Annotated in this window: 12 protein-coding genes and 1 pseudogene; 6 read left to right on the top strand and 7 right to left on the bottom strand. The window is 59.3% G+C overall.

The genetic code is table 11. From position 1 onward, the window contains the following. The 5 genes from VAE48_RS05115 to VAE48_RS05095 form a co-directional block, all read right to left on the bottom strand. Positions 1–701 (bottom strand): hypothetical protein (locus VAE48_RS05115; RefSeq protein ID WP_322792240.1); only part of this gene is annotated, 701 nt, incomplete at its 3' end. Then, on the bottom strand, positions 698–1,582 hold the full coding sequence (locus tag VAE48_RS05110; protein WP_322792239.1) for a prephenate dehydrogenase: 885 nt from the start codon (positions 1,580–1,582) through the stop codon (positions 698–700). The genes VAE48_RS05115 and VAE48_RS05110, both read right to left, overlap by 4 nt. Continuing rightward, the gene (gene aroF, locus VAE48_RS05105) at positions 1,560–2,633 is read right to left on the bottom strand and encodes a 3-deoxy-7-phosphoheptulonate synthase (protein WP_322792238.1); all 1,074 of its coding nucleotides are present in this window, start codon (positions 2,631–2,633) and stop codon (positions 1,560–1,562) included. The genes VAE48_RS05110 and aroF overlap by 23 nt, the downstream gene beginning before the upstream one ends. A gap of 16 nt (positions 2,634–2,649) precedes the next feature. Further along, entirely contained in the window at positions 2,650–3,015 is a 366-nt protein-coding gene (gene aroH / locus VAE48_RS05100; RefSeq protein WP_416181021.1) for a chorismate mutase, read from the bottom strand. A 256-nt stretch (positions 3,016–3,271) separates the two neighbouring features. Continuing rightward, on the bottom strand, positions 3,272–6,685 hold the full coding sequence (locus tag VAE48_RS05095) for a GAF domain-containing protein (RefSeq protein ID WP_322792236.1): 3,414 nt from the start codon (positions 6,683–6,685) through the stop codon (positions 3,272–3,274). 755 nt (positions 6,686–7,440) lie between these two features. Here VAE48_RS05095 and VAE48_RS05090 point away from each other — a divergent pair. Both VAE48_RS05090 and VAE48_RS05085 read left to right on the top strand, forming a co-directional pair. Continuing rightward, positions 7,441–8,478, top strand: a complete 1,038-nt coding sequence (locus VAE48_RS05090) for a GNAT family N-acetyltransferase (protein WP_322792235.1) — start codon at positions 7,441–7,443, stop codon at positions 8,476–8,478. After that, a complete protein-coding gene (locus VAE48_RS05085; RefSeq protein ID WP_322792234.1) occupies positions 8,475–9,545 on the top strand; it encodes an Mrp/NBP35 family ATP-binding protein in 1,071 nt (356 codons plus the stop codon). The genes VAE48_RS05090 and VAE48_RS05085 overlap by 4 nt, the downstream gene beginning before the upstream one ends. On the opposite strand, the gene VAE48_RS05080 is transcribed toward VAE48_RS05085, so the two are convergent. Then, positions 9,542–9,721 carry a hypothetical protein gene (locus tag VAE48_RS05080; protein ID WP_322792233.1) on the bottom strand — a complete coding sequence of 60 codons (180 nt, stop codon included), beginning with the start codon at positions 9,719–9,721 and terminating at the stop codon, positions 9,542–9,544. The two genes, VAE48_RS05085 and VAE48_RS05080, sit on opposite strands and share 4 nt — an antisense overlap. 120 nt (positions 9,722–9,841) lie before the next feature. Between VAE48_RS05080 and VAE48_RS05075 the strand changes: the two genes are divergently transcribed. The 4 genes from VAE48_RS05075 (at position 9,842) to VAE48_RS05060 (ending at position 12,994) form a co-directional block, all read left to right on the top strand. Next, the gene (locus VAE48_RS05075; protein WP_322792232.1) at positions 9,842–10,933 is read left to right on the top strand and encodes a DUF5666 domain-containing protein; all 1,092 of its coding nucleotides are present in this window, start codon (positions 9,842–9,844) and stop codon (positions 10,931–10,933) included. Between the two features lie 129 nt (positions 10,934–11,062). Then, positions 11,063–11,638, top strand: coding sequence for a sigma-70 family RNA polymerase sigma factor (locus VAE48_RS05070; RefSeq protein WP_322792231.1), 576 nt, complete (start codon positions 11,063–11,065; stop codon positions 11,636–11,638). Between the two features lie 3 nt (positions 11,639–11,641). Next, positions 11,642–12,775 carry a DUF5667 domain-containing protein gene (locus VAE48_RS05065; protein WP_322792230.1) on the top strand — a complete coding sequence of 378 codons (1,134 nt, stop codon included), beginning with the start codon at positions 11,642–11,644 and terminating at the stop codon, positions 12,773–12,775. A gap of 15 nt (positions 12,776–12,790) precedes the next feature. Continuing rightward, entirely contained in the window at positions 12,791–12,994 is a 204-nt protein-coding gene (locus VAE48_RS05060) for a hypothetical protein (protein ID WP_322792229.1), read from the top strand. A 399-nt stretch (positions 12,995–13,393) separates the two neighbouring features. Here the strand turns inward: VAE48_RS05060 and VAE48_RS05055 are convergent. Continuing rightward, a pseudogene (locus tag VAE48_RS05055) lies at positions 13,394–13,593 on the bottom strand (YbhB/YbcL family Raf kinase inhibitor-like protein); the annotation flags it as partial.

The raw sequence follows: 13,593 nt of genomic DNA, 5'->3' as shown, positions 1-13,593 counted from the left end.
GTCAGATGGAATAGCGGCAGAGCGGCGGGGTGGGGGTGGATGGTTACTCCCCAGCCATCTTCCAGCGGGCGGCTTTCGATCTCCACCCCCAGCGCGCCCAACAAGCGTTCGCTGTGATCGCGCGAGCGGTGCGGTTCGATGACCGTGACCGCGCCTTCGGCAGCCAGCCCGGCCAGCAGCAGGCAGGATTTCACCTGCGCGCTGGCAACCGCCAGACGGTGGGTGGCGGCGCGCAGTGGCTTACCGGCCGGCCGTTGAGAAAGGGTCAGCGGGGCGTGTTCGCCATCCGCCGAATCAATCGCCGCCCCCATTGCGCGCAGCGGTTGGAGGATGCGCCCCATCGGGCGGCGGCGCAGACCGGCGGAGCCATCCAGCACGGCGGCTGTGTTGCGGGCGGCCAGCGCCCCCGCCAGTAAACGCAGGGTGGTGGCCGAATTGCCGCAGTTCAGTGCCGCTGAGGGATTGCGCCAGGGCTGCCCCTGGACGGTCAGCGTTTCGCCGTCCAGATGCCACGCCACCCCTACCTGTTGGAGAGCGTTCAGCAATGCCCGCGTGACGCCCGAATCCAGAAAATGCTCGATGCGGCTTTCCCCTTCCGCCATGGCAGCCAGCAGAGCGGCGCGGTGCGAGATGGATTTGTCGCCCGGCAGGTTGACCTCGCCGCGCAGGGGATGGCCGGGAAAGACGGTCAGACGGCTCATGCTTTCTCCTCCGCTGAAGGGCGGGTCAGTTGCATCCGCCGGCGGGCGGCTTGTTCCAGTTCGGCGGCCAGGGCGGGGTAATCTTCAGATTGCAGCAGGTGGCTCAGGTAGGCGATCTCCCTTTGTAAGCGAACCAGGCCGGGCAGCAGATTGGCGCGGTTGTAACGCAAAATGTCCAGCATGATCGAAAGCGGGGTTTCTGCCAGCCGGGTGGTGGAGCGGAAACCCGGCCCGACCAGCGCAGCGGCTTCCGGTGGGGTAATGCTTGCCAGCGCAACCGCCGTCAGGTAGGGCAGGTGGCTGGTGGCGGCCACCATTGCATCGTGCTCGTCAGCCTCCAGCCAGACCGGGTGCGCGCCGACTGCGCCGACCAGCTCTTCCGCCAGCCGGCGCGCCGCCGGGCTGGTGCGCGCCAGAGGGGTGAGTGCGAACGGCGCCCCGCGGTACAGACCGGCCTCGGCTTCGGACAGCGAAGAACGTTCCTTACCGCACATCGGATGCCCACCCAGCGGGTCGAATTGCGGCGGCAGGTCGGCCATTTTTTCCACCACCGCGCTTTTGGTCGAACCCAGATCCAGCACCACCGCCGGCCCCGGGTGCAGGCCGGGCAGGTCATCCAGCAGGCGCAAAATCGCCGAAAGAGGGGTTGCCAGAATGATCAGACCGGCCTGCGGAAGGACTACTTCAGGCAGCGTACTGACCCGATCGGCCAGTCCCATTCTGGCGGCTTGCTCGACCACGGCCGGGTTGTGATCCATGCCCAGCAGTCCGGCGCACCGTCCGCGCAGTGCCAGCGCCAGCGACCCGCCCATCAGCCCCAGCCCGACAATGGCAACCGTCTGCTGTGCCAGGGGGCGATTAAAACTGGGGTCTTCGGCCATTATCGCGCTCTTGGGGGAAAGATTCGCCCAGCGGCGGGGCTACCGTGCGCCCGACCGCTTCGGCTATGGCGCGCACCTGCCGCACCAGTTCGGCAAAGCGTTCCGGTTTGAGTGACTGGCTGCCGTCCGAGAGGGCTTCTTCCGGGTGGGGATGGACCTCGATGATCAAACCATCGGCCCCGGCGGCAACGGCGGCGCGCGCCACCGGCGTGACAAACTGCCACAATCCCGTGCTGTGACTGGGGTCGAGCATGACCGGCAGGTGGGTGAGCGATTTCAACACCGGCACGGCGTTGATATCGGTGGTGTTGCGCGTTGCGGTTTCAAAGGTGCGGATGCCGCGTTCGCACAAAATCACCTGACGGTTGCCGTGCGAGAGGATGTACTCGGCGGCCATCAGCAGCTCCTCGACGGTGGCGCTCATGCCGCGTTTGAGCAGGGCCGGTTTGCGGGTTTCGCCAATGGCGTGCAGCAGGGCAAAGTTCTGCATGTTGCGCGCCCCAATTTGCAGCACATCGGCGGCTTCGCTGACCTGCTGCACCTGTTCGGTGGCCAGCACCTCGGTCACAACCGGCAGACCGGTGGCTGCCCGCGCCTCAGCCAGCAGTTCCAGCCCTTCGCTGCCCAGTCCCTGAAAAGAATAGGGGGAGGTGCGCGGCTTATACGCCCCGCCGCGCAGCGCGTGCGCCCCCGCTTCGCGCACGGCATGGGCAATTTCCAGAATCTGGCTGCGGCTTTCCACCGAACACGGGCCGGCAATCAGCAGCACGGCACTGCCGCCCACCTCCCGATCGCCGATTTTGACCCGCGTATCCTGATCGCTGAATTCGCGCGAGGCCAGTTTGTAGGGTCGTAAAATCGGCAGCACGCGGTCCACCCCTTCCAGCAGCATGAACTGGTCTTTGGAAACGGCGCGGTCATCTCCGATGGCGCCGATCACCACCCGTTCGGCGCCCTGAGAGAGGTGAACGCTCAACCCCTGACTGCGCACGCGGGCAACCACATTTTCGACTTGTTGCGGTGTAGCATCCTTTTGCATAACGATTAACATTCAGACCTCCTTTGGCTTATGAATCGGATAAATCCGGGCGCAGGCCGGCCGCCTCTCCCAGATAAACATGACGAATGGCAGATGAGGGTAAATTGCAGTTCCAGTGAATCAGCACGCGGATGCAGCGCGGCAGGGCGCCGGGGACGGGGATTTCCTGGGCGCACATCAACGGCGTTTCACCCCAGCCCAGTTGACGGGCGGCCTCCGCCGGAAAGGCCGAACTCAAATCCGGCGTCACGGTGAAGAAGATGCTGGCGGCATCCGCCGGTTGAAAGGCCGGATTGGCTTGAGCAATGGCCTGCAGCAGGCGGCGGGTGGCTGCCAGAATGGCTTCGGGCTGATCGTTTTCTACCGTAATTGCTCCGCGGATACCGCGTACCACCATGGTTTCACCTCCGATGAGGAAAATAAAAAGGCGGCGCCGGTTGCGCCGCCTCAGGTATGGATGAGTCCCGTTTCCCTTTAAGCGTTACGCCCGGCAAGCCGTGCAGCGTTGCCGTAAAAGTAATAGGCGTAAAACCAGGGGGAAAAGCGCATAGGATTCAGGATAATGTCAGAGATTATGCAATAGTCTATCTTAATTGGGGGGTTCGAGTCAAGAGGTTTTTTTTGGAATTTGTTTAGGATTTTTTTGTTTCCTAAATCTTCAACGAACCCGTGCTGTACAATCTCAAAAAGGCTTCGGCTACCTGTGGATCAAAGTGCCTGCCGGCCTGATCCTGGATGTACTTCAGCGCGTCGCGGATACTCCATGCCGGGCGGTAAGGGCGGTCGGAGGTCAGGGCATCGAAGACATCCACCACGGCAAAGATGCGCGCCGCCAGTGGAATTTCCTCACCTTTCAGGCCGCGCGGGTAGCCCGTCCCGTCCCATTTTTCGTGATGGCAGTAGGGGATCTCGATGGCCGGGCGCAGGTATTCGATGGGGTAGAGCATCTGGTAGGCGTAAATGGGGTGCAGGCGCATCAGCGCCCATTCTTCGTCGCTCAGCGCCCCGGTTTTTTGCAAAATCGCATCCGGCACACCCAACTTACCGATGTCATGCAGCAGCGCGCCGCGCCGTATGTGAATCAAATCCTCTTCGCGGACGCCCATCTGGCGCGCCAGCCGCAGGGTCAGGTCGGTTACCCGCAGGGTGTGATTTTCAGTTTCTTCGTCGCGCAAATCCATGGCGCGCGACCAGCCCTCGATGGTGGCTTCGTAGGCGGCCTGCAGCTCCCGGTTGGAGCGCTGCACGGCTTCAAAGTTTTGAATGCTCTGGATGGCAATCGCCGCCTGATTGGCAAAAATTTGCAGGCTGTTGAGCCATTCATCGCCGGGCTGAAACTCGCGCCGCGCAAACATCTCCATGACGCCCATCAATTGTCCCTTGGCAATCAGCGGCGCAACCGCCTGAAAATGAAACCCTTCCTCGTCCAGCAGATAACCGGCAATTTCACCCCCGTGGGCTGGCAGGTTTGAGTAAGTGAGAATTTCCCGGCGCACGGCCGCCTCGCCGGCGTGACTTTGACCCAGTTTGAGCGGTTTTTCAACCCCGCGGGTTCTAAACCCGTAATCGGCGGCGTGTTCCAGCAGCGAATTAACCGGGTTGAACAAAAAAATCGAACCGGCATCCATGTTCATTTGATGGGTGGTTTGTTCCAGCACAATGCGCAGCACGGTTTTGAGTTCCTGTCCCTCGATGATGGAATTGTCAATGGTGCGCAGGGAGCCCAGCCGCGCTGCGGTTTGCTCGATGCGCCGGTAGAGTTCATCGCGGTAGATGACGCCGGCAACCACTTCGGCCGCCCCTTTGAGCAGTTCCACTTTTTCGGGGGAGATAGCCTGATAGCTGCCAACGGTCAGGATGCCCAGTTTCTGGTAGTCCACTTCCAGCGGTACGCTGGCAATGGCGCGGCAGCCGCAGGCCGGTGCGGGAATACCCTTGCCGGCCTGCTGGCCGTCATGATTTTCGAGGTAGGGTTTGCCTTCTGCCAGCACCTGCTGACGGATGTGTTCCAGGGGCGACTCGCTCTTGCCGCGCAGTGCCTGCCAGGCCCCGCCGGCGGAGACAATTTCAATCTGCCCGCTTTCCGGATGAATCATTTCCAGCATGGCGGCATCCATTTCCAGCAGGCGGGTGATTTCTTTGATCATGCGGTCGAACATATCCTGCGGGCGGATGGCATGCGTCAGGGCTTTGTTGAGAGCGGTAATCGTTTCCAGCAGGGCGCGCTGCTGGCGCTGCTCGGTGATGTCGTAGCATACCCCAATCATGCCCAGAAATTCGCCGGAAGCCGAAAAGCGCGGCTCGGCGTGGTCGCTCACCCAGCGGTATTCGCCGTCGGCGCGCCGCAGGCGGTATTCGGCAATGAACGGCAGGTGCAGCTGCATACATTGCTGGTAGGTCTGGATCAGGCTTTCGCGTTCCTGTGGGTGGATGCGTTCTTCCCAGACGCGGTTCAGGTCGTCGCCCTCCCGGTATCCCATGAACTCGCGCCAGGCGCGGTTGACATAACCGTCATTGCTGGCGGCGTGGGTCATCCAGATCATGACCGGGGCGGCTTCGGCCATCAGCGCAAAGCGCTGCTCGCTTTCGCGGACGGCTTCTTCCGCTTTGCGCCGCTCGGTAATGTCCTCCTTGATGGCGATGAAATGCTGGATTTCCCCTTCGTCGCTGCAAACGGGTGAAATCACCGCCTGTTCGGTGTACAGACGGCCGTCTTTGCGTTTGTTGACCATCTCGCCGCGCCAGGTCTGGCCGCACAGAATGGTATTCCACAAATTTTCGTAAAAAGCGTTATCTTGTTTGCCGGACTTGAGGATGCGCGGGTTTTGACCCACCACCTCCTCCAGGGTGTAGCCGGTTACGCTGGTGAAAGCCGGGTTGACCCACTCGATCCGCCCGTCGCGGTCGGTGATGACCACCACGCTGGCGGCGGCTTCCAGCGCGGTGGACTGCAGGCGCATCCGCTGCTGCATTTGAAAACGGCGCACGGCCTTCCAGACGCCGTCCAGAAACAGGGAAAGGCGCAGTGCATCCTCGGCGCGGTACTCTTCGGGGCTGTTGGCCACCCCCAGCAGGGCGGTTACACGGCCGTCTTCCAAAGCCGGCACCCCTAAAAACCGCTCCACGGCGATATGCCCGGGCGGAAGGTCTTTTTTGAGCGGATGCGGGCTGTGGTAGTCATTCACCCAAACGGCTTTTTTCTGACGCACTGCCTCGGCCCACAACCCGCCGGTAGCGGCCTCGAAGAATTGGGGCGGGTTTTCGATGGAACTTAACGCCGCCGCCTCGGGGCTGACGACGCTTGCCGTAAAACGGTCGCTGCTTTCATCATAAAGCATGAGAAAGCCCACCCGGCTGCGGCTGATCTGGACGGCCTGATTCAAAGCAGATTCTAAAAATTTTTGGAGGGAGGGGTAACTTTCCTGAAAGAATTGCAGCGAGGACTGCAAAAATTCGATTTGACGCTGGTTTTCATGGTACAGCCGCTCACGCCGCAGCCGGTTCTGCAGCAGCAGCCCCAGCGCCAGATTGCCGAGCGGGTAGATCAAGAGAACCGGCAGGCTGATGGCGCGCAGCACCTCAAGGGCGCGTTCCAGTGGCAGGGTGAATATGAGCGCCAGCATGACCAGATGGACGACCAGCCCGAACAACCACAACTGCCAGAGCGGGATGTTTTCCAGCTGGCGGCGGCGCCGGTAACGCCACAGCAGCCCCAGGCCGGCACTGGCCGCAATCACCGCAACGCCGGTCAGCGCGGCTGCTCCGCCGAGGTACAGCCGGTAGCCAGCGGTGATCAGGACGGCGATCAGGGTTGGCGGAAAGCCGAAGAACAACCCGGCCGTGGAAATCAGCACCGAGCGGGTGTCGAAGATGATGCCCTCGGCAAACGTCCAAGGTGTGGTAATCAGTAAAACGCCAACCCCGCCCAAAAACAGGCCGGCAATCACCCGCCGCAGGTGGGGACTGCCGATGTCCTCACGCCGAATGAGGACGTCAAAGATCAGCAGGGTTGCCAGCAGCAGGGCAAAGTTTTCAAATAGCGTGATAAAGATATTATCCTGCATTGCGTTCTACCCAAAACCCCACTCCAATAAGATGGACTGCACGCACTTGCGGTGTCTCTTCGCTGCGCTTCCTGCCCGCCGCTTGCCGGTCGGGGGTGAAATGGACAGGCCGCCGCGATAATCTGCCCACGCCGGATTTGCGCCATGTATATTCAGACAACAAATTCTCTTTCATTATATGACTTAATTAAAGGTTTTTTATAAATTTTTTGTAAAAAGTGCTTTTCAACCGGTTTACAGTTTGGTAAGAAATCCTTCTCATCCCTTCCCCGGCGGGGAAAAAACCGCCGCGTTTGCGAATTACCCCCATCCGCACCCCAAAAACGCTGTGCCGATTTTGGGGAGGCGCAGGAGGGGGCCCTGTCAGAGATTGCCGCGCTCGCCGCGCTCGCTCGCAGTAACATTAACCCGTCCTGACGGGAATCACCCCCACCCCCTCCCCCAAAAACGCTGTGCCGATTTTGGGGAGGCGCAGGAGGGGGCCCTGTCAGAGACTGCCGCGCTCGCTCGCAGTAACATTAACCCGTCCTGACGGGAATCACCCCCACCCACCTCCCCCAAAAACGCTGTGCCGATTTTGGGGAGGCGCAGGAGGGGGCAAAATCGCTCGATTTGACGCATCAGTGGATTATTCCGAATAAACATCGGTCACCACCCGCCGGCTGCGGTTTGACCGTTTTTGACTTTGAGAAAGCCCTGCCCCCACCTCTTACAGAGGTGTGCCTTTGAGGGGGTTGTGCGGTATAATTCCCGCCGTGAAAACCCTTGAACTGCAACTCCACCGCGAATGGGCGCCGGCCCTGCAGAAAGAATGGAACGCCCTGCTGGCCGAAAGCCCCTCGCACTGTCCCTTCCTGCGCTTTGAGTATCTGGATATCTGGTGGCGGCAGCGCGGCGGCGGTGAATGGCCGCCCGAATCGCAGCTGGCGCTGATCACCGCCCGCCAGGATGACCGCCTGCTGGGCATTGCCCCGCTGTTCTGGACGCCGCAGCACCGCGGCGAGCCGGCTTTGCTGTTTTTGGGCAGCATCGAAATCTCCGATTATCTCGATTTCATCGCCCGCCCCGCAGACCTGCCGGCCTTTTTAGACGCGCTGCTGCCCGCCCTGCAGGAACTGCGCAGCGACTTGCCCTTTACAGCCCTGGATTTGTACAACTTACCGCAAGAATCCCCCACCTTCGATGTGCTGGAAGCGGCGGCAGCCCGGCACGGCTGGACTTTTGAAAAGGAATTCTGCCAGCCGTGTCCCAGCATTCCCCTGCCGTCGGATTGGGAAACCTACCTGGCCGGCCTGGACAAAAAGCAGCGCCATGAAATCCGCCGCAAGTTGCGCCGCGCCGAAAGCCTCGAGCCGCCGGCGCGCTGGTACATGGTCACAGAGCGCACTGCGCTGGATGCCGAAATAGAGGCCCTGTTTGCCCTGATGGAACAGGACGACGAAAAACGCGCTTTCCTCACACCGGCGATGCGCGAAACCATGCGCGAGATGATTGGCTGCTCCTTTGATCTGGGCTGCCTGCGGCTGGCTTTTCTGGAAGTCGGCGGCGAGAAGGCGGCTGCCTATCTGGCGTTTGATTATTTGCAGCAATTGTGGATTTACAACTCCGGCTTCGACCGGCGTTTCAACGACTACTCGCCCGGGTGGGTGCTGCTCTCTTACCTGATCCAGTGGGCAATCGAAAACCGCTACCGTGAATTTGACTTCATGCGCGGCGGCGAGGATTACAAATACCGCTTTGGCGCCCGTCAACGCTGTGTGATGCGCGTGCGCCTGCAACCACCTGCCGCATGACCGCTACCGACGAGATTCTCAACGCCCTGCGCAAGGTCATTGACCCGGAAATCGGGCGCAACATTGTTGAACTGGGCATGGTTCGCGACCTGACCCTGCACGAGGACGGACGCCTGTCCTTTAGCCTGGCGCTGACCGTGCCAACCTGCCCGATGAAAGATCAAATGGCCTTCAATGCCCGCCAGATTCTGCGCGCTTTGGGGTTTGAACAGGTGGAAATCACTTTCGGCGCAATGACCGATGAAGAACGGCGCGCGGTGATGGCCAGCGCTGCCCCGCAGTTGCCCAAACTCAATGCCTTCAATCAAGTCCGGCGGGTGATTGCGGTGATGAGCGGCAAGGGCGGGGTGGGCAAATCCTCGCTGACCGCGCTGCTGGCGGTGGAGTTAACCCGCCGCGGCTGGAAGGTTGGGATACTGGATGCCGACCTGACCGGCCCGAGCATCCCGCACTTTTTTGGGCTGCCGGCGGGTGGCTTGCGCGGCAGCGAGCAGGGTATTTTACCCGCGGCTACCCGTCAGGGCATTCGGGTGGTATCCACCAATCTGCTGCTGCCGGAAGCCGATCAGCCGGTGGTGTGGCGCGGCGCTTTGATTTCAGCCACCATTCAGCAATTCTGGACACAGGTGCTGTGGGGCAAACTGGATGCCCTGCTGGTGGATTTGCCGCCCGGCACTTCGGATGCAGCCCTGACCGTGCTGCGCACCCTGCCGGTTAACGGTGTAGTGCTGGTAACCGCCCCGCAGGGGCTTTCGGCGCTGGTGGTGCGCAAAGCCGTGCACATGCTGCAAACCCTCAACATTCCGATTTTGGGCGTGGTGGAAAATTACAGTTACTTCCGCTGTCCGGCGGATGGGGGCGAATACGCCGTGTTTGGCGCCAGCCATGCGCAGGAAATTTGTGAAGCCGCCGGAGCGCCTCTCCTGGCGCGCCTGCCGATCAACCCGCAGGTGACCGAGTTGTGCGACAGCGGCCGGGCCGGCGAGGTAATCCTTCCAGAATTGGCCCCGCTGGTCGAGCGCATTCAGCAGGTCGAAGCCGTTCAGACTGCACCCCTCAAAGGTTAAGCCGTCAACATCACCAGCAGAATGCCGGCGCTCAGCAGCCCGAACAAAACGGCTGCCAGCCCGTTCAGCCCGGCCTGCAGGGCAAAATACAGGCCAAAGGGGGTCAAAATCAGCACGGCCAGAGCCAGCAGGGAAAGATACAGCCGCTTCTGGTGATGATTGGGTTGGGCGTTCATGGGTGGAATTGTACCTCACAAAGTTCTTTCCTTATCAACTCTCCTCTACCCGTAACTTTTAAGAGGGAAATACGACTATCTGGGTAGATAAACACAAATTTTCTTGAGGAGAATTCAACCATGAACCAGAAATCGAGTCACTTAATCGGAAAATGGATCGCTCTGGCAGTCTTTATCCTGCTGGGGCTGACCGCCTGCGCACCGGCTACGGCGGATGCCGCCAATACCCCGCTGGCAGCCGCGCCGCTCAATAATGCCGAGTCTGCATCGTTTGAAACGCGCCTGGCGCGCATCGAACTCAACGGCACGCTGGAGCAGATCAGCGAGCAGACGGCGGTGGTGGACGGGCAGACTTTTCGACTGGATGGGCAGTCGGTGGTGGTTTCCGCGCTCAAACCGGGTGATCGGGTGCAGGTCAAAGCCGTGCTGCTGCCCGACAATTCGCTGTATGCCCAATCCGTCAAACTGGATCTCTCGGCCTCTTCCAGCAGCAGTTTCAAGTTCTACGGTTTTGTAGAAGAAACCGGAACGGAAAACTGGCGGATTTCTTCCATCATCGTTCAGGTGACGCCTGCCACAGAAATTTCTGCCGGTACTGGCATTGGCAGTTTTGTCGAGGTGGAGGGACGAATCCTCAACGGTCAACTGCTGGCGGATAAGATTGACCTCGAAGACTCGCCCAAAACCGGTTCAACCGCCACTCCCGGTGTTCCGGGCAGCGGGGAAGTGGAATTCTTCGGCAAGATCGAGTCCATTCAAAACGGCGTGTATGTGATTGACGGGCGCACGGTGCGCACCACGGTGCAAACCGAAATCAAAGGCGCGCTGGCCGTTGGAACAATGGTCAAGGTACATGCTGTCCTGCAAGATGACGGTTCTTATCTGGCACGGGAAATTGAACCATCCAGTTCCGATGACTCCTACCATGACAAGGATGACAGCTCCAACGACGATGACTCCAGCGGCAGCGATGACTCCTACGATGACAAGGATGACAGCTCCAATGACGATAACTCCGGCGGCAGCGATGACTCCTACGATGACAAAGATGACAGCTCCAAAGACGATGACTCCGGCGGCAGCGATGATGACTCCGATGATGGTGACAACGACTCTGGGGATGACCATGATGACGGTTCCGATGATGATAACAAGGATGATGATGGTGGTGATGATGATGACGATGACGAGAAAAAAAGGAAAGACGATTGATTAAGGATGGCTGGGCTGGTCGGTGAACGGATGACTCCCCAATGCACCGGGTGTGCCTCCCCGCACACCCGGCAACACCTTGATGATTTGTCGCGAATGTATAATATCTCTATCGCAGAAAGAATCCGAATGAGTGTTCCACCTTCCCGCCTTATGGATGCAGGTTCAACCGACCTATCCGATTTGCTCCAAAGAGCAAAACGTTATGAGCCACAAGCTCTATCCGCGCTGCATGAAATGTTCTACCCGTTGGTTTTCCGTTATGTGGCTTATCGAATTGACGATCTTCAAGCCTGTGAAGATATCAGCAGCGAAGTGTTCTTAAGACTGCTGAAATCCTTGAAAAGAGAAGAATTGGATATTCGCAGCCTGCGCGCCTGGCTGCTGGGTACGGCGCATCATCTGGTGCAGGATTATTACCGATGGAATTACCGCCATCCTGTCAGCCCTCTGGAGCATCATCAACACCTGCCGAACGGACATAACCCTGCCGAAGAAGCCGAAAACAGGCTTTCCCACCAGCAAGTACGGGTTGCCTTGCAGCGCTTGACCGCCGACCAGCAGCATGTTTTAACGCTGCGCTTTTCGCTGGAATTATCTCTTCAGGAAACGGCTCAGACGATGAATAAGTCAGTCGAAGCAGTGAAAGTATTACAATTTCGCGCGCTGGCGGCCTTACGCCGCCAGTTGGAAGGGAGCCGGTAAGCCATGAAGCCTGCCGAAATCGCTCAATTACTGGAAGAATGTTTGCAAAGAATGCAAATGGGGGAAACACTGGAGAGAATTCTGGCGGATTACCCCGAGCAGGCAGAAGAACTGCGCCTGCTTTTGGATGGTGCCCGTCTGGCTCAGGCCAATGCCCTCTACCTGCCGCCCACCAGCGGACAGCAGCGCAGCCGTGCCCAATTTCTGGAGGAGGCTGCCCGTCAGGCTCGCTCGCAGCCAAAATTTGCTTTTCCGCAGCTGCGTTTTGCCTCGCTGCTGCTCTCAGCAGCGATTCTGATGCTGGTGGTGGGGTTTGCCCTCACGCTGGCTTCCGGCCGTTCCCTGCCCGGTCAACCGTTGTACGGCGTCAAACGCTCGGTGGAGGAGGCGCAGCTGGCGTTGAGCGGCGATGCACTGGCACGCATCCGCCTGGAAGATACATTTGACCAGCGGCGGGCAGAAGAAGTGCGCCAGTTGATTCTTTCCGGCAAAGAACAGCCGGTCGAATTCAGCGGTTTTCTCACCCGGCGCATTCAAGACGGCTACAATCAATGGTCAGCCGGCGGTATTGACTTCACGCTCAGCGGTGATCTGCAGCGTTCTGCCGGCTCAATGGGCGGCGCTTATGTGGATATCCGCGGTTTTGTGCGCGGTCAGCAGGGTTTGGAAGTCACCGAAATGCGTTTGCGGCTCTACCAGATCGGCGGCATTCTTCAGGCGCAAAATGAATACGAATGGACAGTGGAAGGGGTGCGCCTGCGCCTGCCCAGCCTGGCGGAACTGGACGGCACACCCGAAGAGGGCAAACCGATTTCGGTCACGGCCATCCGCGTTGGCGAAAATGACTTTTTGGCCCTCAGCGCGCGGGTTGGACGTTTGAACGCCCCAGCCACCCCCACCTTTACACCCAATCTCATCACACCGACCCTGACGCAAACCCCCACCAGCCCGCATACCCTTACCCCGACCCCGTCGCCTTCTGCCACACTTCGCCCGCAGGTCACCGCCAGCCCGGATGACGACCTGTACAAGAATAATACCGATGACAAAGGTGGGGATGACTCCGGCGGCAAAGGTGGGGATGATTCGGGCGGCAAAGGCGGGGATGATGACAACGATGATGACGATGGAGATTGATGGTATATTGAAATCATGAAAAACCAGCAGCGATCGGTTCAAAAAGTGGTGCGAATACGCTCGCTCTATGCGCCCAAGGAAGACGCAGACTGGTGGCGCAGCCAGCCTTACACGGCGCGCCTGGCCGCGCTGGAGAAAATTCGCCAGGAAGTTCACCGATGGAAATATGGCACTCAGCCCCGATTTCAAAAAGTTTATCGAATCGTTAAACTCAAGTGAAGCGTGCTATTTAGTGGTTGGGGCATACGCGGTTGCTTTTCACGGATATCCGCGATACACCAAAGATCTGGAAATCTGGATTGAAAGCACACGTGAAAACGCAAGCCGTGTACTGGCTGCTTTGCAGCGGTTTGGTCTTGGCTCGCTGGACTTAGAGGAATAGGATTTCCTGACCCCGGAACAGGTGATCCAGTTGGGTTATCCTCCCAATCGAATTGATCTGATGACCTCCCTTCCCGGTGTAAATTTCAACGAATGTTAGCGGGCGCGTATCAGTGTGGAAGTGGATGGTGTGATCGTCAACTTTATTGATCTCGAAAATTTAAAACAGAATAAACGCGCCTCCGGGCGGTTTCAGGATCTGGCCGATCTTGAAAATTTAGAGGGCAAAAATGAAAATTAACGCTGGTAAAGGCCGGTCAGGGAGGCTTGAGCGAGGATGTGGCCGCGCATCAGGCTGTTGAGCCGGGCGGCGTTCAATCCGGGCGGCAGGTCGGGGGCTAAAGCCAGCGCGTAGAGGGTGAAGATATAACGGTGCGGCTTGCCCGGCGGCGGACAGGGCCCGCCGTAACCGATTCTTCCAAAATCATTGCGCCCCT

The sequence above is a fragment of the Bellilinea sp. genome, from assembly GCF_034432615.1.
Classification (GTDB): Bacteria; Chloroflexota; Anaerolineae; order Anaerolineales; family Anaerolineaceae; genus Bellilinea.
The sequence above is the reverse complement of the archived record's forward strand: the minus strand, read 5'-3'. Positions and strand labels throughout refer to the sequence as shown.